Genomic DNA, 25421 nt, shown 5'->3' on the forward strand with positions numbered 1-25421 from the left:
CTCTCCCGGACGGGAGGGGCGCTGTCTGCGTTCCGCTGCAGTCCCGGGCTGCTAGATGCGGCTGCGCTCGCCGGGGTCCCGCCACTTGCGGACCGGAGGCGTCCAGCCTTCGATGGCGTCCAGCAGCTCAGCCGCGGAGCCGGCCACGATGACCGCATCCCGGTAGTCCTGTTTGAGGAAGCCGCCGGCGACCAGGCCGTCGATGGTCGCCAGCAGCTGGTCCCAGAAGCCGTTGATGTTCAGGAAGGCCACCGGTTTCTCGTGGATACCGAGCTGAAGCCACGTCCAGGCTTCGAAAATCTCCTCCAGCGTTCCAATGCCGCCCGGCAGCGCCACGAAGGCGTCGGCCAGGTCCGCCATCATTTGTTTGCGCTCGTGCATGGAGTCCACCACGTGCAGGGTGCTCAGCCCGACGTGCCCTACTTCGGTCTTGTCCAACGACTCCGGGATCACGCCCACCACGTCGCCGCCGGCCTCCACCGCGCTGTCGGCGACGACGCCCATCAGGCCCACCTGCCCGCCGCCATACACAATCCCGATGCCGCGGGAGGCGAGTTCGGTGGCGAACCGCTCCGCCTCCCGCGCGTAGACGGTGTCCGTGCCGCTGGCCGATCCGGTGAAAACTGCAAGTCGCATGCGGCTATTATTCCAGTGCCGCTAGACTCGCTGACCATGACCGAAATGGACGGGCAAGGCCGCCCGGAACCGCCCATGGCCGCCGGCGAGGCCGCAACCCTGCTGGGTTTCCTGGAGTTTCACCGCGCTACCTTGGAATGGAAATGCGCAGGCCTGGGCGCGAAAGGATTGGCCGCCACCCTGGCGCCGTCCCGCATGACCCTGGGCGGCATGCTCAAGCACCAGGCGTTCGTGGAGGACTACTGGTTCTCCCACCGGTTGCACGGACTGGAACCGCAGCCGCCCTGGGACACGGTGGACTGGAAGGCCAGCCCGGACTGGGATTGGCAATCCGCGGGCGAAGACACGCCGGAACAGCTCCGCCGGATGTGGAAAGCCGCCGTCGCACGCTCCCGGTCCCTCACCGATGGCGCCCTGGCCGATGGGGGCCTGGACAGGATCGGCTCGACGGCCGGGTCCAACACCGGGGTTCCCAGCCTGCGATGGATCCTGGTCCACATGATCGAGGAGTACTCGCGGCACAACGGGCATGCCGACCTGCTGCGCGAGGCAGTGGACGGACTGGTCGGGGAGTAGGCTGCCGGTCGCCACACCTGTCAGCAGCGCCGGCCACGCAATCCGGTCCGGTCAGTTCCGGTGTTCCCGGTTGGGGTTGCCGGCTAGTACTGCTCCGAATCGTCGCGCGGATACTCTTCGTCCTCGTCGGGCTTGACCGCTTCCAACTGCTCCTGCAGGTCGGCCTCGTTCGCCTCCCACTCGACCGGCACCGGCGGGGATTCCACGTGGTCCGGGACATCCTCGTCGACCGGGCGCTCCTGCCAGGCGCGGTCGGCCTCATCCGCTGCCGGGATGTCTGCTTCGTGGTTGCCGGTGCTGGTCATCGCGGGCCCTCCTGTTGTCTGGTTCGGTCTCGGTCGGTCAATACGGTCAAATGTGTCAACGGGCGCTCGCTCCGGCGCGGTTCCTACCCTCCGGCCACTGACTGGATGATGAGCAGTTCCTGCCCCGGTTCCACGAGCGTGGCCGGCCCGTCCAAAGTGCGGATGTCCTCGCCGTCGAGGTACAGATTGACGTAGCGGCGGATGGCACCGGTTTCGTTGCGGACCCGGCGGTTGAAGACCGGGTAGTCGCCGGCCAAGGCGTCCAGGATGTCCGCCACGGATTGCGGGCCGGAGGCCGGCACGGTCAGCTCGCGCTGCTCGCCGGTGACCTTGGCCAGCAGGCTGGGCACGACGACGGTGACGGCCTTTTCTGCCACACCCACCACGGGGATCCCTCCTTACAGGTTGGCCGCGCGGACGCACAGGACGTCCGGCAGCCCCGAGGCCACTTCCACGAAGACTTCGCCCTCGTCGGCACTGGCGTACACCGAGCCGCCGCGGGTGCCGAAGTAGACGCCGGCCGGATCGCCGGTGTCCACGGCAGCGGCGTCTCGCAGCACGACGTTGTAGTCCAAGTCCGGCAATCCGGTGGCGAAACGCGCCCAGGTGGCGCCGCCGTCGTCGGTCCGATGCACGGCGAGATGCCCGTCCGGCGGGATCCGTTCGCCGTCGGCCTTGATCGGGACCACCCAGGCGGTCCGGGACTTCCGCGGATGGGTGAGCATGACGAAGCCGAAATCGGTGGGCAGCCCGTCGGCGATGGACTGCCAGTTGTCGCCGGAATCGTCAGAGCGGTAGACACCGTGGTGGTTCTGCGCGAAGAGGGTGGACGGTTCGGCGGCATCCCTCGCGATCTTGTGGACGCACTGGCCCACCTCGGGATTCGGGTCGGGCATGAAGTAGGCGCTGATGCCGTGGTTGCGGGCCTGCCAGCTGGCGCCGCCGTCAGTGGTCCGGTACACGCCCCCGGTGCTCATCGCCACGTGCACGGTATCCGGATCCTGCGGGCTCGGCAGGACCGAATGAACGGCCGCCCCGCCGTAACCGGCCCCCCACTGGTCCTTGTCCGGGTGGTCCCACAGGCTGCGGTTGAGTTCGAAGTGCTCGCCGCCGTCGGTGGACTTCCAGACGGAAATCGGTTCGCAGCCGGCCCAGACCACGCCCGGCCGGTCCGCGGCATCGGGCTGGATCTGCCAGATCCGCTCCAGCGCCGCGCCGTGGTCGTCGCCGAAGCGGATGGCGCCGTTCTCCGGTTCCGTCCAGGTCTCGCCGAGGTCCTCGGAACGGAAGACCGTGGGGCCCCAGTGCTCGGAGCGGGCGCCCACCAACAGGCGGGTCGAGCCGTCGCGCTGGTCGATCCCGATGCTGGGGATCTCGTTCATCAAAAAATGCGGGCCGGACAGGGACCAATTGGTCCGGTCGCGGCTGGTAGCCAGCCACAGCCCTTTCTTGGTCCCGATCGCCAGGACGGTCTCCCCAGTAGCCATGCCACCCATTCGACCACCGAGGCACCGGCTGCGCAACGGTTTTGCGGCGAACGGCCGGGCGCGGGGCAGAATGGGGAGGCCGACCTTACTTCAGGAACGAGGACATGAGCACGCAGCCGCCGCACCAGCCCGGGTCCCGCCTCTGGCTCTGGGTCCTGATGGCGGCCGCCGTGCTAACGCAGACGTCGTTGAACGTGTCGCGGCCCGTGGTGTCCTACAAGCTGCTGGCCTTGGGCGGAGACGCTGCAGTGATCGGCGTGGTGACCGCCGTTTACGCCGTGCTGCCGGTGGTGGCGGCGCTGTGGCTCGGGCGGGTGAGCGACCGTATTCCTTCGCTCAAGGGCATGGTCGCGTTGGGTGCGGCCCTGCTGGCGGTGGCCACGCTGGGGCTGGCCCTGGCGCAGGGATTCGTGGTCATCGCGGTATCCATGGCCCTGCTCGGGGTGGGGCACCTGGTGTTCACTATTGCCGGCCAGTCCGCCATCGGGCGGTATGCGCCGCTGAATCAGATGGACACCGGCTTCGGCTGGTTCACCGCGGCGTTTTCGCTGGGTCAGTTGCTCGGTCCGTTGCTCGCCGGGCTGCTGCTGGGCAGCGGGACGGCGGGAGTGGGGCCGAGCTGGCTCGGCGACATCAACCTGGCCCTGCTGCTGGCGGCCGGCATTGCCGCCGCCGGGGCGCCCGTGATGCTGATCGGTGCGCATCCCGGCGCGGCGGCCCGGCGGTTCCGCCGCGGCCAGAACGACGGCGGCGCCGCGCGGGAGCCGGTGGTGAAGGAGCCGGTGCTGCAGATCCTCCGGCGGCCCGGCGTGGCCTGGAACATGCTGGCGTCGATGGCGCTGCTCTCGGTGATCGACATCCTGGTGGCGTTCCTGCCGCTGGTCGGCGAGGAGCTCGGGGTGCCGCCGCTCTGGGTCGGCGTCCTGCTGGCCGTGCGGGCGGGCGCGTCGATCATCTCCCGCATCCTGCTGCCCTGGTTAGTGCACCGATGGACCCGGATCCAGTTGCTGGTGGCCAGCCTGCTGGGCTCCGGCGCGGCGATCGCGGTGGCGCCGTTCGTCCTGGAGCCGTTCTGGGTGGCCGCGGCGGCGCTGTTCGTGGGCGGCTTCCTCCTGGGTCTCGGCCAGCCGCTGACCATGACGCTGATCAGCCACGCCGTCCGGCCGGAGTCCCGGGGCTCGGCGCTGGCCCTGCGGCTGCTGGGCAACCGGGTGGGGCAGGTTGTGCTGCCGCTGGCCGCGGGCCTGGTGGCCGCGCCGCTCGGCCCGGGCGGCGCGATCTGGTTCTCCTGCGCGGTGCTGGGTGGTGCGGCCGCGGCACGGTTGACGGTGCGCACCGGCGGTGGCGGCGGCGGGCGGCGGCCGGCCGATTAAAGCCGGCCTGGCGCTCCGGTTCGGGCGGCTGCTCCGGTTGTTTAGTGGAGCAGGGACCCGAAACGGAGCGCGACGGCGATGGATGAGCACCGCCGTCGTGCTTGGGATGTTGGGAAGCCCCCTAATCAGACCCCGAGGGTTTCGCGCAGGCGGGCGACGTGGCCCTTGGCGTCCACGTCGTACTCGGCGTGCTTGATGGTTCCGTCCGGGCCGATCACAAAGGTGCTGCGCAGCGTGCCGGTGATGACCTTTCCGCCGAAGGTCTTGTCGCCGTAGGAGCCGTATGCCTTGGCCACGGCGAAATCGGGGTCGGAGAGCAGCGGGAACGTCAGGCCCTCGGCGTCGCTGAACGCCTGGATGGCCTCGGGACCGTCCGGCGAGATCCCGATGACGTCGTAGTTCGCGGCCTGCAGGGAGTTGAGGCTGTCGCGGAAGTCGCAGGCCTCGGTGGTGCAGCCGGGGGTGGCGGCCTTGGGGTAGAAGTAGACCACCACGCTCCCGCCGGCGTAGTCGGACAGCGAGACATTCTTGCCGTCGGCGTCGGAGAGCGTGAACTCGGGGGCGGACATACCGGGCTGGAGCTGGGACACGAAGATCCTCTTTCATCGAAACGTACCAGTTGCGAAGCTTCGCTACTGATCCGAGTGTAGTGGCGCGGCCTGCGCCGCACCTGTACGGCATGGTCAACCATTGCGTGCGGCAGGCTTAGCATCGAAGGCGTGAGTGACGCGGAGCATCCCTGGGCAGGCCACCCGAAAGGCACCCGGGGATACCGCAACATGCTCCTGGCGCTGCTCTTCGGCGGTTTCGCCACCTTCGCCCAGCTGTATTCGGTGCAGGCGGTGCTGCCCGGCATCGCCCGAAGCTTCCATGTCAGCGCAGCCGATGCCGCGCTCAGTCTTTCCGCCGCCACCATCGGCCTGGCCCTGGCCGTCATCCCCTGGTCCGCGGTGGCGGACCGCGCCGGCCGCAAGCGCACCATGACGTGGGCGATCAGCGCCGCCGTGATCCTGGGCCTGGCGCTGCCGCTGGCGCCGCATTTCCCCGCCCTGCTGGCGCTGCGCTTCCTGGAGGGCGCCGCGCTGGGCGGCATCCCCGCCGTCGCCCTGGTCTATCTGAACGAGGAGGTGCAGCGGCTGCACGCGGCGGTAGCGGCGGGCACCTACGTCGCGGGCACCACGGTGGGCGGCCTGGCCGGCCGCCTCATCGCAGGGCCGGTAGGGGAGTGGGCCGACTGGCGCGCCGGCGTGCTGGCGGTCAGCGCCGCCGCCGCGCTTGCCGCCGTGCTGTTCGTCCGGCTGGCACCGGCCCCGCGCGGCTTCCGGCCGGTGGCGCGCGGGCAGGGGCCCGGGCTGGGGCAGCGCATCCTGGCCAACCTGCGCTCGGCGCCGCTGCTGGCGCTGTATGCCCAGGGCTTCCTGCTGATGGGCGGTTTCGTCGCCGTCTACCGGCTGGAGGCGCCGCCGTTTTCCCTGCCCGCCTCGCTGGCCTCCCTGCTGTTTTTGGCCTATTTGGCCGGAACGGTGAGTTCCCGGGTAGCCGGCGGCCTGACGGCGCGGACCGGCCGGCTGCCCGTGCTGCTGGGCGCGATCCTCGTCAGTATCGCCGGGCTGGCGGTCACGCTGGCCGATTCGCTCCCGCTGATCCTGCTGGGACTGTTGGTGTTCACGGCCGGATTCTTCGCCGCGCATTCGGTCGCGTCGGGCTGGACGCCGCGGCTGGCGACGGTCGGCGCGGTCAGGCGTCCAGCCTCTACAACCTTGCTTATTATGCGGGCTCCAGCGTGTTCGGCTGGGCCGGCGGCCTCTTCTTCGGCCGGTTCGGCTGGACCGGTGTCGTTGTGTTTACCGCCGCGCTCGCCGCCGTGGCGGGGGCGACGGCGGTGCCCGCCCTGCGGGGGCGCGGCGGCAGGGAGTGAGGTTGGCCACTGCAAGGCGCCTAAGCTGGAGGGCGTGAACCCGGAGAAGATTGCCGAGCAGCGGCAGGGACGGAGCCTGAACCGGCAAATCCTTGCCCTCGCCATCCCCGCCTTCGGCGCCTTGATCGCCGAGCCGCTCTTCCTGGCGGCCGATTCGGCCATCGTGGGACACCTTGGCGTGGCGGAACTGGCCGGGATGGGCCTGGCCGCCACCGTGGTGCAGACCGTCGTCGGACTGATGATCTTCCTCGCCTACTCGACCACTCCGGCGGTGGCGCGGCTGCTGGGGGCCGGCCGGGTTTCGGACGCGTACGGCGTCGGGCGGGACGGCATCTGGCTGGCGCTCGCCGTCGGCGTGGTGCTGGCCGCCGCCGGCTGGGCTTTCGCTCCGGACCTGACCGCGGCGATGGGGGCCAGCGGGCAGGTGCAGGGTTTCGCGGTGGACTACCTGCGCTGGTCGATGCCCGGCCTGCCGGGCATGCTGATCGTGCTGGCGGCCACCGGGGTGTTGCGCGGCCTGCAGGACACCAAGACCCCGCTGCTCGTCGCCGGCGTGGGCTTCCTGGCCAACATCGGCCTGAACTTCCTGCTGGTCTACGGGATGGGGCTCTCGGTGGCCGGGTCCGCCATGGGCACCAGCCTGGTCCAGTGGGCGATGGCGGCGGTCTACCTCGTCATCGTCTACCGCGGGGCGGTCAAACACAGCGTGCGGCTGCGGCCCACCTGGGTCGGCCTGAGGGCCACCACGCACGTGGGGTCGTGGCTGATGCTCCGGACCTTGAGCATGCGCATCGCCCTGCTCGCCACGGTCTTCGTGGCCACCTCGCAGGGCCCGGTGAGCCTGGCCGGCCACCAGCTGGTGATGACGATGTACAGTTTCCTGGCCTTCGCGCTGGACGCCATCGCGATCGCCGCCCAGGCCTTGATCGGGAAGGAACTCGGCGCCTCGAACAAGGCGCTGGCACACTCGCTGACCCGCCGGATGATCGTCTGGGGCGTCGGATTCGGCGTGGTGACCGGCCTGCTGCTGGCGGCGGTGGCCCCCGTGCTCGGCTGGGTCTTCACCTCCGACCCGGCCGTCCACCAGGCATTCACGGCCGCGATCTGGCTGCTGGCCCTGAGCCAGCCGATCTGCGGGCTTGTCTTCGTCCTGGACGGCGTGCTGATCGGCGCCGGCGACGCGCGCTACCTGGCGATTGCCGGCGTCGTGAATCTGGTTGCCTACGTGCCCCTGCTGATGTGGGTGGCCACGGCCGGGCTGACCGGCGCAGCGGGTCTCGTCTGGCTGTGGGCGGCCTTCGGGCTCGGCTACACCGCGGCGCGCGCGGTCACGCTCGGCTGGCGGGTCCGCAACGATGCGTGGATGGTCACCGGGGCACATTAGGCTGGAACCGTGACGATCCCGAGCACTACCCAGGCGGCCGTATTCTGGCAGCCGGTCCTGATCCGCGCCCTGGTGGCCGCCGCCTTCGGCGCCACCACCATCTTCTGGCAGGACCCCGACCGCACCGTGATGGCGCTGGCCGGCGGGCTGTTCCTGCTGCTCAGCGGCGGGGCGGTCTGGCTGCTGGCGCGCAAGCCGGCCGCTGCGGCCCACCGCCAGTTGCTGCTCCTGCAGGCCGCCGTGCTCGCCATGGCCGGCATCCTGGCCTGCGCCCTGCAGACGGTCCCGATGTTCACCGTGCTGGCCACCGCGGCGCTGCTGGTCTCCGGCGGGGCCGAGCTGATGCTCTGGTGGAGCAACCGGCCCTCCCGCGGCGACATCCCGGGGAAGCCCGCGGGTATCCCGGCCGCGACCGGTGTGGCGGGCTCCGTGCTGGCCCGCGACTGGCTGATCACCGGCGCCGTGTCCGTGGGCTTCGGCGTCGCGCTGCCGTTCTTCGCGCACCTGGGCCCGCACGCGCTGCTGGGGGTGCTGGGCGGGGCGGCGATCATCATCGCCGTCGTCCTCTTGATTGCCGCCCTCAGCCTGCGCCACGACGCCAGGCAGCCGGCGGCCGGCTGAATACCGCCCGCGCGTGTGGTCCCCGCCACCGGCGCCTGCGCGGCAACTTCTACAGTCGGTAGACTGGATGCAGGCTTTATCCGTCAGCAGGAGGAAATCATCGTGGGCAAGAACGCGTCTGGCCGTCCGGACGAAGGACGGATGTCCGTCAAGGGCCCGCTGATCTTCTCGGCTGTACTGGCCGTGGTCGCCGGCTCCCTGACCATGGTCTTCGCCACCGGCGGGTCCGGAAACCTGCTGCGCTGGGACCTCGGCGTCACGGCGGCCGGCATCGCCTTCATCGCCTCGCTGCTGATCGTGGCGGTGCTGACCATGTCCACCAAGGAGAACCCGAGCCACCTCAGCCAAGGCTCCGGGATCCATCGCGTCTCGTCGAAGATCCCGGGCGGCGCGGGCACCGTGCCGGCCCCGGGCACGCCGCAGAGCCGGGCCCAGGTGGAAGAACAAGAGGCGGCGGAGTCCGCCGCGAATCCCGACCAGGCCACCAACCGTCTTTCGGGTAACGACGACGACGGCGGCGCGCGCCGCTGATGTGCGCTGGCGCCGGCCCGGCCGGGCCTGACAAGCTGGCAGCATGACGTCCGGCCAGCCTTCCCCGCACCTGCCCCTCCCGGCAGGTCCCGGCGACACCGCCGCGTCCGGCGGACAAGCGCCCGAGGCCAAGACCACGTTGGCCGCGGAGCTGTGGTACCGGGCGGATCCCCGACTCTTCAGCGAGGATCTTCAGGCGCGCCTGACGGCGGAATTCCCCGGCGCCTCCTTTTCCGACGGCGTTGCCCTGTTGCCGCACGCCGCGCACTCCTTCGACATCAACGGCGCCTCCGGGGTGAAAACGATCCGGCTGAGCACCGGCGTCGCCGTTCCCCGCGGGCCGCTGTCCGCGGCCGAGGCGCTGGAGGCCACCCCCGCGGACCAAAGCTGGTCCTGGCCGGACGCCGAGCAGCAGGTGCCCGGCTGCACCCACCGCATCCTGGTGACGGAGGTGGTGGCCAGCGGCTTCGAACCCAAGCCGCGGGTCGAGTCCTTCCAGCGGGTGCTGCGCCTGCTGGCCGCCGAGACGCGGCCGGCCGCGGTCCGGTGGCTGCACAACTCCCACTGGCGCGACCCCGCGGAGCTGGAGGCGGCCCACCCGCTGGCCGGCCCGGTGAATATGCGGTTCTTCCTGGTCAGCAACGACGAGGGCGCCATGGTGGTGGACAGCCTGGGCATGTACCAGCTGGGCCTGCCGGACGTGCAGGTGCACTTCCGCGACAAGGATCCGAACCAGATGGTGGAACTTGCCTTTAACGTGGCCGCCTACCTGTTCGAACACGGTCCCGTCATCCAGTCCAAGAGCCAGCTGAACGGTCCGGAGGGCATGAAGTTCACGGCCGGCTGGGAAGATTCGCTGCTGCCGCCGCTGCGGACGGTCATCGACCTGGACCCCGGCCCGCCCTACTCGGCCGGCAGCCGCTAGGGCCGCGGCGGGCGCTCAACCAACCAGGCCGGGCACCGGCCCGCCGGTCAGCGGGCGGCAGCCGACTTGCGCGCCCGGTAGGCGGCCACGTGGGTACGGTTGGCGCAATTGCCGGTATCGCAGAAGCGCTTCGACCGGTTCTTCGACAGGTCCACCAGCACCGCGGTGCAGTCGTCCGCGGCGCAGATCCGCAGCCGGTCCAGCTGCTTCTCGCGGATCACGTCCACCAGCGCCATCGCCGCCTCCACGGCCATGCGCACCTCCAGCGGCGCGTCCGGGCGGGTGGCATGCAAGTGGTAGTCCCACTGGTCGTGCTTGACCAGCTGCGGGATGGCGCCGGCGTCGGCCAGGATTGTATTGACAATGACGACGGCGCGGTCCTGCGGCGCGGACCAGACCTCCTTGAGCACCGGGCGCAGGGCGCGGACCGCCTCGAGCTCCGCCGTCGTATGCGTGCGCGAGCCGGTGAAACCGAAGTCGTCCACGAGTGCATCGAGATCCGCCACGCTGGCGAGGGTGTCCGGGTGGACCTCGGCCGTATTGATCAGCCGGGCCGCGTCCACCAGCGAGTACTCCGTGTCATGAGCAAAGACCACATTGACTCCTGAACAGTGGCAGCGTTATTGTCAGGAGTATACCTCTCATGACTCCTGACAGACCCGTTCTGCGCCGGGAGCGAATCCGCACTTCCCCAAGGATCCGTCATGGCCTCCACCGCCGCCGAACAGCGCACCCAGACAGCCCCGCCGCCCCCGGGTTCCGCCGTGGCCGGCGTCGGCATCGCCTTGGTTTCCTCGGCGATCTTCGGACTCTCGGGGCCCTTTGCCAAGTCGCTGCTTGAGGCCGGCTGGACGCCTGGGTCTGCGGTGGCGGTGCGGATGGTGGGCGCGGCGCTGGTACTGTTCGCGCCCGCCGCCTTGATGCTGCGCGGCCGGTGGGGCCAGCTGCGGCAAAACTGGAAGACCATCGTGTTGTTCGGGCTGATCGGCGTGGCCGGCTGCCAGCTTTTCTACTTCAATGCCGTTGCCACCCTCTCCGTGGGGGTGGCGCTGCTGCTGGAGTTCCTGGCGCCCGTGCTGATCGTGCTGTGGCTCTGGCTGACCAGCCGCCGGCTGCCGCGGCCCGCGACCATCGCGGGTACCGTGCTGGCGGTGGCCGGCCTCATGCTCGTCCTCGACGTCTTCGGGCCGGTGAAACTGGATGTTGCCGGCGTGCTGTGGGGGCTCGGCGCCGCCGTGTGCCTGGTGGTCTACTTCTTCATCACCGCCAAGCAGAACGACTCGCTGCCGCCGCTGGTGCTGGCCGCCGGCGGACTGCTGGTGGGCGGTGCGGCCATCGTCGTCCTGGGCGCGGTGCAGGTCTTGCCGATGGCCTTCAGCACGGCCGGCGTCGAGCTGGCCGGCTGGCAGACCCAGTGGTGGGTGCCGCTGGTCGGACTGGTACTGCTGTCCACGGTGCTGTCCTATGTCACCGGCATCATGGCCGCCAGGGCGCTCGGCACCAAGGTGGCTTCCTTCGTCTCGCTGACCGAGGTGCTCTTCGCCGTCATCTGGGCCTGGCTGCTGCTGGGCGAGCTTCCCGCGGCCATCCAACTGGTCGGCGGCGCACTGATCGTGGCGGGCGTGGTGCTGGTCCGCGCCGACGAACTGCGCGGCCCCAAGCCGGCGTTGAAACCCAAGCAGCTCCAGAGGGCTAGCGGACGATCTTGAAGTTGAACTGGGGCGTGCCGAGCGCGCTCCAGAGGCGGAGCCAGATGGGCAGGATCATTTCGGCACCACGGGCGGTCGTGATGTCGCCGAGGTCGATGACATCCCGATGGCCGAGATCTTTCAGGAGTTCGGTGACTGTGATCTTGGCATCGGCGTCGTTGCCGGACACGAAGACCGTTCCGGGGTCGGAGAGCAGTGCGGGGCGGGCCTGGAGGTCGGCGGTGAGCGTGTTGAGGGACTTCACGACGCGCGCGGCCGGGAAGGCGCGCTGTATCTGCTCGCCCAGGGAATCAGTGTCCTTGACGAAGAGGGTCGGGGGCATTCCGCTGCTGGAGTCCAAGGGGTTGGCGATGTCGAGTATGACCTTGCCCTCAAGGTTTTCGGCCCCGGCCTGAGCCAGGGCGTCCAGGGAGGCGCCGCCGTTGGTTGCGTTGACGATAAGCTCGGCGCCGGCCGCGGCGTCGGTGAAGCGGGCGATACCGATGCCTGGGTTGTCGGCGGCCCAGGCGGCGAAGGGCGGAGTGCCCATGGCGTCAGCCGCGGTCCTGGACAGGGTGGTTTCGGGATCGCGGGTTCCGATGGTGACGGCGTGGCCGAGCTCGGCCAGGCGTGCTGCGATGGTTCGGCCGGCCCTGCCGGTTCCGAGGACTGCAGTTTTCATGATGGTTTCCTGTTCGGTTCGGGCTACCCGGTCGAGTGTGACTCCCTTCACCACTCACTGTGCTCCTTCCGCCGGGAGCGAGCCAGTCCGTCGAGGAAGTCGCAGGGGTTTCCCCGCCCTGAGCTTTGGGCGGCGCCCGCGGTTGGGCGGCAACTCCGGCGTCTATCTCAACGAGGCTCGGCTGCAGGTGCTGTAACACCCGCCACGAGAGCTTGCTCACATATCTATGGTGTGTGGCACAGGAGCGGGTCGCGCGGGTCATAGAGTTGATTGCTCAACCGAACTTACCGGTCGTTCAGTCTGTAGCCGCTGCCGAGCGGCTGCATCAGCAACAAGTTAGGTCCGCTATGGATATCAGAGCCCGCATCGAGGCAGCCCCCATGAAGCGCACGCAGGTCGGCGTCATCGCCATCTGCATGGCGCTCTACATGATCGACGGTTTCGATGTCCTGGTGATGGCGTTCAGCGCCAATGCCGTGATGGAGGACTGGGGCCTGAGTGGCAGCCAGCTGGGTGTGCTCCTGAGCTCCGCGCTGATCGGCATGGCGATCGGCTCCATCTTCGTCTCCAGCGTCGCGGACATCATCGGGCGGCAGAAAACCCTGGTGATCGGCGCCGCCGTCGTCGCCGTGGGCATGCTGGTCTCGGCCTTCGCGCCCGGCTACGCCGTGCTGGTCGTGCTGCGTTTCATCACGGGCCTGGCCGTGGGTACCCTGCAGGCCACCGCCAACGTGCTGGCCTCCGAATTCTCCAACGCCAAGCGCCGCTCCACCGCGCTGGCCCTGGTCAGCATCGGCCAGCCCATCGGCGGTGTGCTCGGCGGCATGGCCACCGGCGCCCTGATCACCGCGTTCGGCTGGCGCTCCGCCTTCCTGTTCGGCGCCATCATCACCGTGGTCATGATCCCGTTCATCATGAAAGCCGTCCCCGAGTCCGTCGACTTCCTGCTGGTCCGCCGCCCGGAGAATGCCCTGCAGCGCGTCAACAAGGTGCTGCGCCGGATCGGCCAGCCGGTCGTGGAAGAACTGCCGGCCCTGCCCGAGGCCCCGGCCAAGAAGAAGTCCCGCTTTGCCGACGTGCTCACCGGGGTCAATGCGCGCCGTACCATCCTGATTTCGCTGGCCTACTTCATCCTGATGGCCAGTTTCTACTTCGCCAACTCCTGGACCCCCAAGCTGGTCACCGCCAGCGGCTTCAGCCAGCAGGACGGCATCACCGCCGGCGTGCTCTTCAGCGTCGGCGCGATCATCGGTGCCGTCGTGCTGGGCGTCTTCGGTGCCCGCTTCCCCATGCGCAAGGTCCTCGCGGTGTTCTTCGTGATCGGCGGCCTGACCTTCGGCGCGTTCTCGCTCTCCACCGGATCGCTGGCCGGCGCGCTGTTTGCCGCGGCGCTGGTCGGCTTCGGCTCCAACGCCCCGATTGCCGGCATGCTGGCCATCAGCCCCACGTACTACACCTCGGACGTGCGCGGCACCGCACTGGGTCTGGTCATCGGCATGGGCCGCGTGGGTGCGATCGCCTCGCCGATCATTGCCGGCGCACTGATGGACGGCGGTTGGAAGCCTACCGACCTGTACTTCCTGTTCATCATCCCGATGCTGATCGGCGCCGTGGTGATTTCCATGCTGGGCAAGCCGGTGCTCGCCTCGGTTGCCCCGGAAGGCGCAGCGGACCGGGAGCGGGAACCAGCCGGCAAGCACTAACCGGCAGCAGTTCGGCTTAGAACCTTGGAACGACGGCGGGGCCCGGCACGGTGCCGGGCCCCGCCGTCGTGCGTGGGAAAGTGTGGGGCCCGCGGCCGTGCTGTGCGGGGGTGGTGCGACGCCGCGGCGGGGGAGCAAACTGGAACCAGCCAGCACCCACCATCCGAACCGGAGGCCCGAAATGTGCCGGAATATCCGCCAGCTCCACAACTTCGAACCCGCCGCGACGAATGCCGAAATCGAGGCAGCGGCGCTGCAGTATGTGCGCAAGGTCAGCGGGAGCAACAAGCCGTCCAAGGCCAACGAGGAAGCATTCAACCAGGCCGTGCACGAGATCGCGCACATCACCGCCCACCTGCTCGACGACCTGGTGACCGCGGCGCCCCCGAAGAACCGTGAGGAAGAGGCCGCGAAGGCCCGCGCCCGCGCCGCCGTCCGCTACGGGGCCACCGTCTAGGCCCGGCGCCGGGAACGCCGGCCCGCCGGGACGCTGCTGTGCCGCCCGGCGGGTTGCAGCCCCCGCCCGCTACCGCCCGAAGCGGCGCAGGCGCAGGGAGTTGGCCACCACCAGCACGGAGCTGGCGGCCATCGCGGCGCCGGCGATCATCGGGTTGAGCAGCCCGAGCGCTGCCACCGGGATCCCGAGCGTGTTGTAGGCGAAGGCCCAGAACAGGTTCGACTTGATGGTGGAGAGGGTCCGGCGGCTGAGCTCGATGGACTGCACCACCTGACCGAGGTCGCTGCCCATCACGGTCAGGTCCGCGGCTTCGATCGCCACGTCGGTGCCGGCGCCCATGGCGATGCCCAGGTCGGCCTGGGCCAGCGCGGCGGCGTCGTTCACGCCGTCGCCCACCATCGCCACCGTCTTGCCCTCGTCCTGCAGCCGCTTGATCGCGGCCACCTTCTCCTCGGGGAGCACATCGGCGAAGACGTCCTCGGCGGCGATGCCGACCTCGGCGGCCACTTCGGCGGCCACCGCTGCGTTGTCGCCGGTGAGCAGGATGGGGTGCAGCCCCAGGTCCTTGAACCGTGCGATGGCGGCCGCCGAGTTCTCCTTCACGGTGTCCTGCAGGCTGACAATCCCGGCGATGGTGCCGTCGACGGCGACCCAGACCGCCGTGGACCCGGCCTGCTGCTGCTCCAGCAGGGCCCGGCGATGGGTGTCGGTGAGGGCGATGCCGTTCTCGTCCATCCAGTTGTTGCGGCCGACGACGACGGTGCTGGCTCGTCCGTCGCGTTCGGTGATGGTGCCGCGGACGCCGCCGCCTGCCGTGCTGTGGAAATCGGAGAGGGCCGGCAGTCCGGCATCCTTGCCGGCCGTCGCCCCGGACGGCGTGGCGGTGCGTGCCGCCACCTTGCGGGCTGCTTCAACGATGGCCAGGGCGATCGGGTGCTCCGAGCCGGCCTCGACCGCGCCGGCCAGCAGCAGGACCTCGTCTTCACTGCGGTCCGCCAGGGCCAGCACGCCCTCCACCGCCTGCTGCCCGGTGGTCACGGTGCCGGTCTTGTCCAGCACGATGGTGTCCACGTGCCGGGTGTCCTCGAGGATCTGCGGCCCCTTGATCAGGATGCCCAGCTGGGAAGCCCGGCCGGTGCCGGTGAGCAGTGCGGTGGGCGTCGCCAGTCCCAGGGCGCACGGGCAGGCGATGACCAGCACGGTGACGGCCGCGGTGAACGCCGCCTGCAGGTCGCCGGTGAAGACCATCCAGAGGGTGAAAGTGACGACGGCGATGACCAGCACGATGGGGACGAAGACGGAGCTGATCCGGTCGGCCAGCCGGGCAATCGGGGCCTTGCCCGCCTGCGCCTGGCTGACCAGGCGGCCCATTTGCGCCAGCGTGGTGTCCGAGCCGACCCGGGTCGCGCGGACCAGCAGCCGGCCGGAGGTGTTGATGGTGGCACCGGTGACGGTGTCGTCCACATCCACTTCTACCGGCACGGATTCTCCGGTAAGCAGGGAGGTGTCGACGGCGGAGTGCCCGTCCACCACGTAGCCGTCGGTGGGAATCTTTTCGCCCGGCCGGACCACCATGATGTCCCCGGGCACCAGGTCGGCGGCCGCCACTTTCACCTCGGCGTCGTTTCGCAGCACGGTAGCGTCCTTCGCGCCCAGGTTGAGTAGGGACTTCAGGGCGTCGCCGGCCCGCTGCTTGGCGTTGGCTTCCAGATAGCGGCCCAGCAGCAGGAACGTGACCACGACGGCGGCCACCTCGAAGTACAGTTCGTGCTCGGCCATATTGCTGTGCACGTGTTCGGTCATCATCGGATCCATGACCAGCTGCCAGGCGGAGAAGAAGAAGGCCGCCAGCACGCCGAGGGACACCAGCGTGTCCATCGTGGAGGCCAAATGCCGGGCGTTGATCGCCGCGGCGCGGTGGAACGGCCAGGCCGCCCAGAACACCACCGGGATGCTGAGCGCGAAGGCCACCCAGCCCCAGTGCGGGAACTGCGCGCCGGGGATCATCGAAATAATGAAGATCGGCAAGGTCAGGACGGCGGCCGTCCAGAGGCGCGGCCGCAGCTGGCCGGCGGTGCCGCCATGGGCCATGTGGTCCTCACCCTCCACGTGATCGGCGTGCTCGCCGTCCTCACCGTGGCCGGCGGGTCCGGAGTGGTCGTGCCGGTCCCGGCCGCCGGGGCCGGTGCCGTGGTCCGACTCAGGGTTCCCGTCGTGCCCGTGGCCCGTGACCCCGTGCAGTGGGGCGGGCGCGGAGTGCGGCTGCGGCTTCACCCGGGCCTTGTAGCCGGTGGCATTCACCGTGTCCACCAACTGCTGGTTGGTGACACCGTCCGGGACGAGCACGACGGCGGACTCCAGGGGCAGATTAACGCTTGCCTGGACGCCTTCGATCTTGCCGAGCTTGCGTTCCACCCGGTTTACACAGGAGGCGCACGTCATGCCCTCGATCGCCAGTTCAACGGTTCTGGTCGGGTTCGGCTCGGCTACAGGATCCATGGTGCCGGAATGGGAGGCCATCGGTTGGTCGACTCGATTCTGCGTGTGGTGACGGGCGGCGTGCGGGGCAGCGCGTCCGATGGCGCGCGAGAGGGGCGTACGGCGGCCGGAGGGCGCCGCCGTCGTACAGTCCGAAGGCGGTCTGGCCCTAGGCGTTCTGCGCGACGACGGTGTACCCGGCTTCGGCGACGGCCTCGCCAATCTGGGCCGGGTCAAGATCCGCCTCGGAATCGACCGTCGCCGTGGAGATTCCGCCCTTGTTGAGTTCGATGCTGACGTCCCGGACGCCGTCGAGGGCCTGCAGTTCTTCCGTGACGGCGTCCACGCAGTGGCCGCAGGTCATGCCGTCGATGCTGATGGTGGTGGTGCTCATGACAGTCTCCTAGGGGTGGGGTATGTGTTGGGCGTAAAGGTCAGCGCAGCAGCCGTCCGATGGCGTCCGAGGCTTCCCTGACTTTGTCCTGGACGATCTGGCGGTCGCCGCTGAGCTCGGATTCCTTGGCGGCGCCGACGACGCAGTGTCCGATGTGGTCTTCGAGCAGGCCAACGCTCACCGCGTGCAGGGCCTTGTTGACGGCGGCGACCTGGGTGAGGATGTCGATGCAGTACTTGTCGTCCTCCACCATGCGGGCGATGCCGCGGACCTGGCCCTCGACGCGCTTGAGCCGGCGCAGGTACGCTTCCTTGTCCGACGTGTAGGCGTGGCCGATGTGCTCGTCGGCGGCGGCGGTGACGGGATCGGTTTCCGCGGGCAGTGCTGTGTGGCTCATGGCTTCCTCAATCGGTGGACTACGTCAACCAATCTATACCCCCTAGGGGTATGACGCAAGGGTGGGCGGGCGGCCGGCTGCGTCCGGTCACTGGTGCTGCGGGATGCGCAGCGTTCGGAAGGCGAGCCACGCTGCCGCGACCATGAGAACCACGGCCAGCCCGGCGGTGACGGTCACACCGCTATCGAAAGCATGGACCGCGGAGTCGAGCAGGGAGGCCCCGGTGCGTTCGGGCAACTGTCCGGCGACGGTGATGGCTCCACCGAGGGTCTCGCCGGCAGCTTGCTGCTGTTCGGCGGTCAGTCCTGCGGGAAGGGCGATGTTCCGCCGGTAGGCACCGACCAGGATGCTGCCGAGCACGGCGGTCCCGAAGACAGAGCCCACCTCGTAGGCCGTCTCCGACACTGCGGAGGCGGCCCCGGCCTTGGCTGCGGGGACGCTGGACAAAATGAGGTCATTCGAGAGCGTTTCGGAGGCCCCGACTCCTGCGCCGAGCAGCGCGAAGGCCGCCATCAGGGTCACCGCCGACGCGTCCGGGGTCGACGCCACCAGGGCGTAGGCCGCCGCGGACAGTAACAGGGCGCAAGCCACCACCCGGTGCGGGGCAATCCGGCGCACCAGCGACACCGCGAGCAAGCCGGCCGTTATGGTGACCACCAGGCCGGGCAGCAGTACCAGGCCGGCCCGCAGCGGGCTGAGTCCGAGGACCAACTGGAGATGCTGCGACACGAAGTACAGGAAGCCGACCAGGGAGAACACGGCCAACAGGTTGACCAGCACGGCGCCGGTGAAGGGGCGGTGGCGGAACAGCCGGACATCCAGCATCGGGTTGGCACGGCCCAACTGGCGGCGGACGAACAGCCAGCCGGCCAGGACGCCGAGGGCGAACGTTGCTGCCGCGACGGCCAAATTTCCCCCGCCGGCCAGCTGCTTGATGGCGTACACAACGGGGAGCAGGGCGGCGACGGAGAGCAGGATGCTGGCCGCATCGACCGGCCCGGGCTCAGGATCGCGCGACTCCGGCACACACGCCGGCGTCAGCACCAGCATCGGCAGCAGCATGGGGACCGCGAGCAGGAAGACCGAACCCCACCAGAAGTGCTCCAGCAGCAGGCCGCCCAGCAGCGGTCCGAGGGCGGCGCCGGCGGAGAAGCCGGCGGCCCAGATGGCGATCGCCAGGCGCCGCTGCGCCCGGTCCGTGAAGATGTTCCGGATCAGGGACAGGGTGGCCGGCATCAGCATGGCCCCGAAGATGCCCAGGCCGGCGCGTGCGGCAACCAGCAGTTCGGCGCTGGGGGAGAAGGCGGCCAGCGCGGACAATGCGGCGAAACCGGCCGCGCCGATCATCAGCATCCTGCGCCTGCCGAACCGGTCGCCCAGGCTGCCCATGGCCACCAGCAGGCCGGCGAGTACCAGGGGATAAATGTCGATGATCCACAGGAGGGTGGTTCCGCTGGTGCTGAAGGCCAGGGAAATCGCGGGCAGCGCGAAGCTGAGCACGGTGTTGTCGACGGCGACCAGCAGGACCGGAAGCATCAAGACTGCCAGGGCGGTCCATTCTCGGCGCCCGGCGCGCTGGGTGACGGTAAGCATGGTGGCTCTTTCAGGATCGGGGAAGTTCGACTTACTGTACCGTCTGGACGGTTTACCTGCAAAGTGGCAGCTCCGTCGGAGAGCGGGTTCTAGGATGGGTGGATGGCCAGTGCGAGAGACCGGATCCTCGATAACTTCGAGGACATCCTGATCAAAGAGGGCGAACGAGCCGCCACGATGGATGCCGTCGCGGCGGCGGCCGGGGTGTCCAAGGGCGGGCTGCTGTACCACTTTCCGTCCAAGGAGGCCATGGTCGAGGCCCTGTGCGAGCGGCTGTCCGCACTGACTGCAGCAGACGCGGAGCAGATCCTCAGTGCCCCGGAAGGAGCGGCCCGCTACTACGTGCGCACGTCCAAGTTCGTCGGTTCGCCGCTGGATCGGGCGATCGTGGCCGTGGCGCGACTGGTCCAGCAGGGCCACCCGTCCGCCGCCAGGACCTTTGCCGGAATCCAGGAGCTGTGGCTGGATGCCTTGGAGCAGGCGCTGGGCAGCCGGCCAGTGGCCCAGGCCGTGAAGCTGATCGGCGACGGCCTCTACTACAGCGCAACCTTCTTCTCGCCGGATGCGCAGCGCTACCAATTGGCCGACGGCGAGATGGATGCCTTGCTGGAACAGGTCGACACGCTGGTGAGCCGGGGCTGATTCGCGGCAGGCAGGCTTAGGGTCAGCCCGTTCCCGGAAAATCCGTTCCCGGCAGGACCAGGGGATCATCGTCGGTATTTGGCTGTGTCCGTGCCGGCGCCCGATCACTACACTGGGACGCATGACCGAGCAGGAACCGGGCCCGACCGGGCCCCCGGCTCAACAAGAGGTCGCGGGTTTCACCCCGCGGGCGGCCGCTGTTCCGGTGCCGGGCGGGGCCGGCGAAGGGCAGGGCCTGGCAACTCCGGACGCAGTCGACACGGCCTTGCGCAGCCCTGCACAGCGGTACCGCACTTTCATGGGGATTCTGGTGAATACGGCCTTGGCCAACATCACCACCAGCTACCTGTGGTTCGCCCTGACGTTTTGGGTGTACCTGGAGACGCGCAACGTGATCGCCACCGGGGTGATCGGCGGCGCGTACATGCTGCTGATAGCCCTTTCCAGCATCAGTTTCGGCACCTTCGTGGACCGCTACCGCAAGCTGGTCGTGATGCGCTTCGCCGCCGCCTTCACCTTGGTGATGTTCCTTCTTTCCGGGGCCATGTTCCTGTTGACACCCCAAGCCTGGCTGCTGGACCTCACCCGGCCGTGGTTCTGGGTCTTCTCCCTGATCATTCTGATCGGCGCGGTGGTGGAGAACATGCGCAACATTGCCCTCTCCACCACTGTCACTATCCTGATCGAGCCGGACCGGCGGGCCAATGCCAACGGGCTGGTCGGCATGGTCCAGGGACTCATGTTCATCGTCACCTCGGTGCTCTCCGGCCTCTCGGTCGGGCTGCTGGGCATGGGCGCGACGATCGTCGTCGCCTTGGTGCTCACAGCGCTGGCATTTCTGCACCTACTGACCCTGCGCATGCCGGAGGAGGTGCGCGCGGCCGCCACGGACGCGCACGGCAGCTTCGACCTGCGCGGTTCCCTGGCCGCCGTGCTGGCCATTGCCGGACTGTTCGCGCTGATCCTGTTCTCCACCTTCAACAACTTCATCGGCGGGGTCTACATGGCGCTCATGGATCCCTATGGCCTGGAACTGTTCCCCGTGGAGTTGTGGGGCGCGTACCTTGCGCTCGGCTCCACGGGATTCATCGTCGGCGGCGCGATGATCGGCAAGTTCGGACTGGGGCGCAATCCGTTGCGCACCATGCTCATCGCGGTGATCGTGATGGGGGCCCTCGGTGCGGTGTTCACGCTGCGCGAGTGGGCCTGGCTGTACGTCGCAGGGATCTGGCTGTATCTGGTCCTGGTGCCTGTGGTGGAGGCCGCCGAGCAGACGGTCATCCAACAGGTGGTTCCTCTTCAACGGCAGGGCCGGGTGTTCGGATTCGCCATGGCGCTCGAGTCCGCGGCTGCGCCGATCACCGCGTTCCTCATCGCACCGATCGCCCAAGTCTGGATCATTCCATATGCCCGGTCGGTCGAGGGCTCGGCCCAGCTCGCACCGCTCCTGGGCGAGGGCACGTCCCGAGGTATCGCCCTGGTGTTCTTGGTGGCTGGGATCATCATGATCGTCGCCGCACTGCTGGCCTTCGTGGCCCCGGTCTATCGTCGGGTCTCGGCCTCGTACGCGGAGGCGGCCACCGGAGCGTCGGGGACCTGATTCCCGCCGCGGGCAGCTCCCGCATCCAGCCCGTGACGGCCCAAGCGAGGGCTCTACTGCGCGTCCGGGTGCAGCGCCGGCTGCAGCTCGGACAGCAATTGCTGCACCCGGTGCTTGATGTCGTCACGGACCGCACGGACTCCGGCCGCGTCCCGGCCGGCGGGGTCGTCCACTTCCCAGTCTTCGTAGCGCCGGCCCGGGACCACGGGGCATTCGTCGCCGGAACCCAGGGTGACCACCATCTGCGCCTTGTTGACCGACTCGTGGGTGACCGCAGTGGGCCGCACCGCAGACAGGTCGATGCCCTCTTCTGCCATAACCTCCACGACGGCGGCGTCGAGCCGTCCTCCGGGCCGGGTTCCGGCCGAGCGGGCCTCGATGCCGCCCTCGGCAAGCTGGGAGAGGTAGGCCGCGGCCATCTGTGAGCGGCCGGCATCCCGCACGCCCACGAACAGGACGGTCGGACGGGTAGTGCCCGGTGTTGAGGCAGTCATGGCGGCCCTCCGCGTCGTTCGGCTCCGGGCCCCGCTAGCGGCGCCGGCTGCTTCTCCTCACTGTGCCAGAACTTCGGGCAGACCCATAGGTGCGTGGGCAATAATTGCAGGCGGGTGTACCCGGAACTGACCGGCCGATAATCCGGGGCATACGACGCCTCCCGGTGGTGGATTAAGGCTTTCGGTGGATGCGGCCTGGTCCGCCAAGGAAACCGGATCGGCGCTGAAGCTACTGGGCCTCCGCGGGGTTGCCCGCCGCAGCGTTCTGCTCCGCGACTGCCTGCATCGCCTCGGGTGACATGTGCATGATCTCCCAGACGTGTCCGTCCGGGTCGGTGATGGCGGCCCCGTACATGCCCGGCATCTCGGCCTCGGCGGGCCGGTAGACAGCACCGCCGCCGGCCTCGGCCTTGGCCACGAACTGGTCGACCTCCTCGTTGGAGTCCGCGCTGAGGGCCACCAGCACTTCCTTGGCGTTCGAGCCCAGATGCGGGGTGCCGCCGTCGCGGAGGTACTTGCCGAAGTGCTCCTGCGTCAGCAGCATCACCACGATCGTGTCGGAGATGACCACCGAGGAGGCATCGGGGGAGGAGAAGTCCGGGTTCAGCGTGTATCCCAGCCCGGTGTAGAAATCGGTGGCCTTTTTGAGGTCGCTGACGGGCAAGTTGATGAAAACCATGCGGTCCATGGGCTGTTCCTTCCAGGAGGGGCCCGCCGGCCGGCGCGGGGCGACGGGAGTGGGACGAGGTCCACTGTGGCACTGCGGCCGGTACGAGCCAAGAGCTATCGGCAGAGGTAGTTTGCCGTCCCGGTCGGCGGCCCTGCGGGCGGGCCTCCCTTGTCCGCGGGAAACCGCAGACCTACGGTGGGAGTAGTAGCGGCGAGGCGAAGGAGGCGCGAGATGGCGGAATTGCGGATTGAACAGTGGTGGCTGAAGCTGGCGACCGGGCACAAGCAGTGGTTCCGGGAGAACCTGCGGGCCGACGTGGTGGACGCAGACGCGGCGGCGGCGGTCTATGAGGCCGGCGGGCCCGACCTGAAGGAGGCCACGCTGCCGGAAGAAGATTGGGAGTTCATCGAGACCCAGTCGGAGTTCGTGGACTGACGCCGACGGCGGGCGGCGCTCCCGGCCGGTCGGGCCCGGGGCGGGTAAGTTGGTGTGAAACGGCCCACGTGGCCGCCAGACGACGTGCTCGAAGGGGTGGCCCGATGGCCGGAATCATCATCGTAGGAGTCGACGGCAGCGAAACCGCCATGAAGGCGGCGCGCACCGCGGCGAAACTCGCCGCATCAATGGGTGCCGAGCTCCGGGTAGTTACGGCCCACGAGTCCGATGCGACGGAAGTGGTGTCGATCGGAAACGACAAGTGGTACATCCACGAGTCCGAAAGGGCCGAAAAGGTTGCCAGGGACGTTGCGTCGGAACTGGGTGCGGAGGGCCTGCGGACCAGTTTCACGGCCGTGCTCGGCAAGCCCCAGGACGCCCTGGTGGAAGAGGCGGAACGCGTCAACGCCCGCCTGATCGTCGTCGGGAACGTGGGCATGCAGGGGCTGGGCCGGGTGCTCGGCAGCGTGGCCAGTTCGGTCACCCACAAGGCGGCCTGTGACGTGTACATCGCCAAGACCGCCGGCTGATTCCGGGATGGTGAACGAACTGCAGGTGGCCGGCCGTGCCCAGGTTCCGCCGTTCCAAGTGATGAGCATCCTGGACCGGGTGGCGCAGATGCGCGCTGCCGGCCGGGACGTTATTTCGTTGTGTGCGGGGGAACCGTCCGGCGGCGCCCCGCGTGCTGTGTCCGCGCGGGCCGCCGAGATCCATGCCTCCGGCCAGCCGCTGACCTACACCAGCGCGCTGGGCGTCCAGGAGCTGCGGACAGCGATCGCCGGTCATTACGGGCGCTGGTACGGGCTGGACGTGGCGCCGGAAGAAGTGGCCGTGACCACGGGTTCATCCGGAGCCTTCATGCTGGCGTTCCTGAGCGCCTTCAACCCGGGGGACCGCGTGGCGCTGGCACGGCCCGGGTATCCGGCCTACCGGAACATTCTGCGGGCGCTCGGTTGCAAGGTGGTGGAGATCGACTGCGGTCCCGAGGTCCGCTACCAGCCGACGCCGGAACTGCTGGCCGCGGCGGAGTCGACCCACGGGCCGTTGGCTGGCCTCGTGCTGGCGTCGCCGGCGAACCCCACCGGCACCATGGTGTCGCGCAGCGAGCTTGCCGCGCTCACGGCCTGGTGCGCGGAGCATGGGGTCCGCCTGGTCAGCGACGAAATCTACCACGGCATCACGTATCCGGCAGATCCCACGGAACCGGACTCCCGCGGAACCTGCGCCTGGGAACTGGACCGCACCGGCGTCGTTGTTTCTTCCTTCTCCAAGTACTGGGGGATGACGGGGTGGCGGCTGGGCTGGGCGCTGATGCCCGGCGACCTGGCGCCGGCCTTCGATGCGCTCGCCGGAAACGTGGCGCTGTGCCCGCCGGCGCCGGCCCAGCTGGCGGCACTGGAGGCGTTCAGCGCCGACTCCTACACGGAGGCCGATGCGGCGGTGGCCGCCTTCGCCGAGGTGCGCGCGCTGTTGCTGCAGAACCTGGGCCGGCTCCGGTGGGGGAATGCGGCACCGGCAGACGGGGCCTTCTACCTCTACGCCGACCTCGGACAGCAGCTGAAGGGCTTCGCCGATTCGGCCGAATACTGCCGGGCGCTGCTGGAGGAAGAGGGCGTGGCCCTGGTCCCCGGCGCCGACTTCGACGCCGTCCACGGCACCCGCTCCGTCCGGCTGTCCTTTGCCGCCGGCGCGGACGCCGTGGCCTCGGCCATCGAGCGCATTGTCCGCTTCCAGGAGAACCACGGCCGGAACGCTTAGGTCCCGGGCCGCTCACGCTTGGGCCCGGGCGCCCTCAAGGAGCCGCTAGCGCCGGAGAGCCCACGCCTGCGCCGGAACGGGTTACGCCGGCGAGCCGGAAGCGGTCACACCGGCCGTTCCCAATCCTCCACCGGCCCCTCGACCATGGTAAACAGCGGATGCGGGTCGGGGACCCAGCCGGGGCTTTGCTGCTCGAGCCCACGGTTCAGGACCACGGCGTGGGCCGGATCCCGGACCGCGATCTTGTCGATCAAATGGCCCAGTTCGAAGCTGAGCTGTTCCGAATGAACCGGCAGGAGAGGCTGCCGTTCCCTTGCGGCAGCGCCGGCGGCCGAGGTTCCCGGGCACCGGATCAGGCCGGTGTTGAAGGCATATCCGCGGGTCGCCGCCTCGGCTGCCAGCCCCTCCAGGTAAGCGCCGATGGCTGCCATCGGATCCTCCGCGGCACGAAAACGCTGCAGCTGCGGGTGGTTGCGGTAGCCCTTGGTTTCGCCCGCGAGAACCTTTTGCGCCAGCAAGGCCTCCCGCCAGCAGGCCACCAGCCCCCTGCGGTCGAGCAGCCGGGGGTGCAGGCTCCATATCCGCATTGGACCAGAATAAGCACACCGCGGCGTTCGGGGCTGCGGCCACCACAGCCGGCTGGGCGGCAGCCCCCCAGCCGGCTGCGGCGGCCG

At 69.2% G+C, this 25421-nt stretch carries 28 protein-coding genes and 1 pseudogene; 15 read left to right on the forward strand and 14 right to left on the reverse strand.

From position 1 onward, the window contains the following. Positions 1-51: 51 nt before the first annotated feature. Entirely contained in the window at positions 52-636 is a 585-nt protein-coding gene (locus AC5RUK_RS13835) for an LOG family protein (RefSeq protein ID WP_494152521.1), read from the reverse strand. Between the two features lie 36 nt (positions 637-672). Between AC5RUK_RS13835 and AC5RUK_RS13840 the strand changes: the two genes are divergently transcribed. After that, positions 673-1212, forward strand: a complete 540-nt coding sequence (locus AC5RUK_RS13840; protein ID WP_494152522.1) for a DinB family protein — start codon at positions 673-675, stop codon at positions 1210-1212. 83 nt (positions 1213-1295) lie between these two features. On the opposite strand, the gene AC5RUK_RS13845 is transcribed toward AC5RUK_RS13840, so the two are convergent. From AC5RUK_RS13845 to AC5RUK_RS13855, 3 genes are all read right to left on the reverse strand, one after another. Continuing rightward, complete coding sequence (locus AC5RUK_RS13845) at positions 1296-1517, reverse strand: Rv3202a family protein (protein ID WP_494152523.1); 222 nt, start codon at positions 1515-1517, stop codon at positions 1296-1298. An 83-nt stretch (positions 1518-1600) separates the two neighbouring features. Next, positions 1601-1903, reverse strand: a complete 303-nt coding sequence (locus tag AC5RUK_RS13850; RefSeq protein ID WP_494107213.1) for a MoaD/ThiS family protein — start codon at positions 1901-1903, stop codon at positions 1601-1603. 12 nt (positions 1904-1915) lie between these two features. After that, a complete protein-coding gene (locus tag AC5RUK_RS13855) occupies positions 1916-3013 on the reverse strand; it encodes a WD40/YVTN/BNR-like repeat-containing protein (RefSeq protein WP_494152524.1) in 1098 nt (365 codons plus the stop codon). 95 nt (positions 3014-3108) lie between these two features. Between AC5RUK_RS13855 and AC5RUK_RS13860 the strand changes: the two genes are divergently transcribed. Next, complete coding sequence (locus tag AC5RUK_RS13860; RefSeq protein WP_494152525.1) at positions 3109-4377, forward strand: MFS transporter; 1269 nt, start codon at positions 3109-3111, stop codon at positions 4375-4377. A gap of 125 nt (positions 4378-4502) precedes the next feature. Here AC5RUK_RS13860 and bcp read toward each other — a convergent pair whose 3' ends face one another. After that, positions 4503-4967, reverse strand: coding sequence for a thioredoxin-dependent thiol peroxidase (gene bcp, locus AC5RUK_RS13865; RefSeq protein WP_494152526.1), 465 nt, complete (start codon positions 4965-4967; stop codon positions 4503-4505). Between the two features lie 189 nt (positions 4968-5156). Here bcp and AC5RUK_RS13870 point away from each other — a divergent pair. The 5 genes and pseudogenes from AC5RUK_RS13870 to AC5RUK_RS13890 form a co-directional block, all read left to right on the forward strand. Continuing rightward, positions 5157-6041: pseudogene (locus tag AC5RUK_RS13870) on the forward strand (MFS transporter); the annotation flags it as partial. A gap of 105 nt (positions 6042-6146) precedes the next feature. Next, complete coding sequence (locus tag AC5RUK_RS13875; RefSeq protein WP_494152660.1) at positions 6147-7679, forward strand: MATE family efflux transporter; 1533 nt, start codon at positions 6147-6149, stop codon at positions 7677-7679. 9 nt (positions 7680-7688) lie between these two features. Further along, on the forward strand, positions 7689-8300 hold the full coding sequence (locus AC5RUK_RS13880) for a hypothetical protein (protein ID WP_494152527.1): 612 nt from the start codon (positions 7689-7691) through the stop codon (positions 8298-8300). Positions 8301-8402: 102 nt separating this feature from the next. After that, the gene (locus AC5RUK_RS13885) at positions 8403-8831 is read left to right on the forward strand and encodes a hypothetical protein (protein WP_494152528.1); all 429 of its coding nucleotides are present in this window, start codon (positions 8403-8405) and stop codon (positions 8829-8831) included. A 43-nt stretch (positions 8832-8874) separates the two neighbouring features. Further along, positions 8875-9756 (forward strand): DUF4261 domain-containing protein, encoded by an 882-nt coding sequence (locus AC5RUK_RS13890; RefSeq protein WP_494152529.1) that lies wholly within the window; start codon positions 8875-8877, stop codon positions 9754-9756. A gap of 47 nt (positions 9757-9803) precedes the next feature. On the opposite strand, the gene AC5RUK_RS13895 is transcribed toward AC5RUK_RS13890, so the two are convergent. Beyond that, positions 9804-10352 (reverse strand): CGNR zinc finger domain-containing protein, encoded by a 549-nt coding sequence (locus AC5RUK_RS13895; RefSeq protein WP_494152530.1) that lies wholly within the window; start codon positions 10350-10352, stop codon positions 9804-9806. Between the two features lie 108 nt (positions 10353-10460). On the opposite strand from AC5RUK_RS13895, the gene AC5RUK_RS13900 reads away from it, so the two are divergent. Then, positions 10461-11465, forward strand: coding sequence for an EamA family transporter (locus AC5RUK_RS13900; protein ID WP_494152531.1), 1005 nt, complete (start codon positions 10461-10463; stop codon positions 11463-11465). On the opposite strand, the gene AC5RUK_RS13905 is transcribed toward AC5RUK_RS13900, so the two are convergent. Continuing rightward, a complete protein-coding gene (locus AC5RUK_RS13905; RefSeq protein ID WP_494152532.1) occupies positions 11449-12126 on the reverse strand; it encodes an NADPH-dependent F420 reductase in 678 nt (225 codons plus the stop codon). The genes AC5RUK_RS13900 and AC5RUK_RS13905 overlap by 17 nt on opposite strands. 347 nt (positions 12127-12473) lie before the next feature. Here AC5RUK_RS13905 and AC5RUK_RS13910 point away from each other — a divergent pair, with 347 nt between their 5' ends. Then, entirely contained in the window at positions 12474-13829 is a 1356-nt protein-coding gene (locus AC5RUK_RS13910; protein ID WP_494107220.1) for an MFS transporter, read from the forward strand. 181 nt (positions 13830-14010) lie between these two features. After that, positions 14011-14286 carry a DUF2277 domain-containing protein gene (locus AC5RUK_RS13915; RefSeq protein ID WP_493989913.1) on the forward strand — a complete coding sequence of 92 codons (276 nt, stop codon included), beginning with the start codon at positions 14011-14013 and terminating at the stop codon, positions 14284-14286. 69 nt (positions 14287-14355) lie between these two features. On the opposite strand, the gene AC5RUK_RS13920 is transcribed toward AC5RUK_RS13915, so the two are convergent. The 4 genes from AC5RUK_RS13920 to AC5RUK_RS13935 all read right to left on the reverse strand — a co-directional run bounded on the left by AC5RUK_RS13920 (position 14356) and on the right by AC5RUK_RS13935 (position 19148). Next, a complete protein-coding gene (locus AC5RUK_RS13920) occupies positions 14356-16806 on the reverse strand; it encodes a heavy metal translocating P-type ATPase (protein WP_494152533.1) in 2451 nt (816 codons plus the stop codon). A 127-nt stretch (positions 16807-16933) separates the two neighbouring features. Continuing rightward, positions 16934-17158, reverse strand: coding sequence for a heavy-metal-associated domain-containing protein (locus tag AC5RUK_RS13925; protein WP_493980104.1), 225 nt, complete (start codon positions 17156-17158; stop codon positions 16934-16936). A gap of 40 nt (positions 17159-17198) precedes the next feature. Beyond that, complete coding sequence (locus tag AC5RUK_RS13930; RefSeq protein WP_494152534.1) at positions 17199-17555, reverse strand: metal-sensitive transcriptional regulator; 357 nt, start codon at positions 17553-17555, stop codon at positions 17199-17201. A gap of 87 nt (positions 17556-17642) precedes the next feature. Continuing rightward, positions 17643-19148: an MFS transporter gene (locus AC5RUK_RS13935; protein WP_494152535.1), complete on the reverse strand. Its 1506-nt coding sequence runs from the start codon at positions 19146-19148 to the stop codon at positions 17643-17645. A 102-nt stretch (positions 19149-19250) separates the two neighbouring features. Between AC5RUK_RS13935 and AC5RUK_RS13940 the strand changes: the two genes are divergently transcribed. Then, on the forward strand, positions 19251-19790 hold the full coding sequence (locus AC5RUK_RS13940; protein ID WP_493989909.1) for a TetR/AcrR family transcriptional regulator: 540 nt from the start codon (positions 19251-19253) through the stop codon (positions 19788-19790). Positions 19791-20088: 298 nt separating this feature from the next. Beyond that, positions 20089-21390 carry an MFS transporter gene (locus AC5RUK_RS13945; protein ID WP_494152661.1) on the forward strand — a complete coding sequence of 434 codons (1302 nt, stop codon included), beginning with the start codon at positions 20089-20091 and terminating at the stop codon, positions 21388-21390. Between the two features lie 53 nt (positions 21391-21443). Here the strand turns inward: AC5RUK_RS13945 and AC5RUK_RS13950 are convergent, their stop codons facing one another. Next, positions 21444-21884 (reverse strand): arsenate-mycothiol transferase ArsC, encoded by a 441-nt coding sequence (locus AC5RUK_RS13950; RefSeq protein WP_494152536.1) that lies wholly within the window; start codon positions 21882-21884, stop codon positions 21444-21446. Positions 21885-22113: 229 nt separating this feature from the next. Beyond that, positions 22114-22572 (reverse strand): VOC family protein, encoded by a 459-nt coding sequence (locus tag AC5RUK_RS13955; RefSeq protein ID WP_494152537.1) that lies wholly within the window; start codon positions 22570-22572, stop codon positions 22114-22116. A gap of 213 nt (positions 22573-22785) precedes the next feature. Between AC5RUK_RS13955 and AC5RUK_RS13960 the strand changes: the two genes are divergently transcribed. The 3 genes from AC5RUK_RS13960 (at position 22786) to AC5RUK_RS13970 (ending at position 24747) form a co-directional block, all read left to right on the forward strand. Next, on the forward strand, positions 22786-22989 hold the full coding sequence (locus AC5RUK_RS13960) for a hypothetical protein (protein WP_493989905.1): 204 nt from the start codon (positions 22786-22788) through the stop codon (positions 22987-22989). Positions 22990-23093: 104 nt separating this feature from the next. Beyond that, a complete protein-coding gene (locus tag AC5RUK_RS13965) occupies positions 23094-23519 on the forward strand; it encodes a universal stress protein (RefSeq protein WP_494152538.1) in 426 nt (141 codons plus the stop codon). A gap of 7 nt (positions 23520-23526) precedes the next feature. Continuing rightward, positions 23527-24747 (forward strand): aminotransferase class I/II-fold pyridoxal phosphate-dependent enzyme, encoded by a 1221-nt coding sequence (locus tag AC5RUK_RS13970; RefSeq protein ID WP_494152539.1) that lies wholly within the window; start codon positions 23527-23529, stop codon positions 24745-24747. A 104-nt stretch (positions 24748-24851) separates the two neighbouring features. Here AC5RUK_RS13970 and AC5RUK_RS13975 read toward each other — a convergent pair whose 3' ends face one another. After that, positions 24852-25334, reverse strand: a complete 483-nt coding sequence (locus AC5RUK_RS13975; protein ID WP_494152540.1) for a pyrimidine dimer DNA glycosylase/endonuclease V — start codon at positions 25332-25334, stop codon at positions 24852-24854. Positions 25335-25421: the final 87 nt, after the last annotated feature.

The sequence above is a fragment of the Arthrobacter sp. Y3223065 genome, assembly GCF_059090885.1.